Here is an 814-nt window from a genome sequence, read left to right as displayed (position 1 = left end):
CTAGTTGTACTGACCACGGACGTTGGTGACGGCGTGGCGAGGTGACATGACGAAGACCTCCGAGTGAAGTGCGAGCTGTCTAGGAACGCATTCACTCCGGAGGTCTTCGTGTCCCACCGTAATGCCCCACTGTCGGAACTGGGCCGGTTACGGCTGGCTCGGTGCGTCGTCGACGACGGATGGCCACTGCGCCGAGCCGCGGAACGATTCCAGGTCTCGCCGACCACCGCGAAACGGTGGGCCGACCGGTACCGCACCGCCGGCACCGCCGCGATGGGCGACCGGTCCAGCCGTCCGCACCACAGCCCGAACCGCACACCCACGCGCACCGAACGCCGCATCATCAAAGTCCGCCTCCTGCGCCGGTGGGGACCGGCCCGCATCGCCTACCTGCTCGGACTGCACCCCTCCACCGTGCACCGGGTCCTGGCCCGCTATCGCATGGCCCGGCTGCGCTGGCTCGACCGGGCCACCGCGGCACCGATCCGCCGCTACGAACACTCCGCGCCTGGCGACCTGATCCACGTCGATATCAAGAAACTCGGCAACATCCCTGACGGCGGTGGACACCGCACTGTCGGGCGCCGCGCAGGAGCCCGCAACCGGACCAGAACGCCAGGAAAAACGTTGCGCCACAACGGGAAAAGCCAGGTCGGTTGCAGCTACCTGCACAACGCCGTCGATGACCACTCCCGCCTGGCCTACAGCGAAATCCTGTCCGACGAACGCAAGGAAACCGCTGTCGCGTTCTGGCAACGAGCACGAAAACACTTCGCCGCCAACGGGATCACTGTCAAACGAGTCCTCACCGACA

At 66.2% G+C, this 814-nt stretch carries 1 protein-coding gene; it reads left to right on the top strand.

The window, feature by feature from the left end:
- Nucleotides 1-108 precede the first annotated feature (108 nt).
- The coding region (locus tag A5780_RS19775; RefSeq protein WP_064909215.1) for a leucine zipper domain-containing protein at nucleotides 109-814 on the top strand (706 nt) is incomplete at its 3' end.

The sequence above is a fragment of the Nocardia sp. 852002-20019_SCH5090214 genome (assembly GCF_001665865.1).
Taxonomy (GTDB): Bacteria; Actinomycetota; Actinomycetes; order Mycobacteriales; family Mycobacteriaceae; genus Nocardia; species Nocardia nova.
The sequence above is the reverse complement of the archived record's forward strand: the minus strand, read 5'-3'. Positions and strand labels throughout refer to the sequence as shown.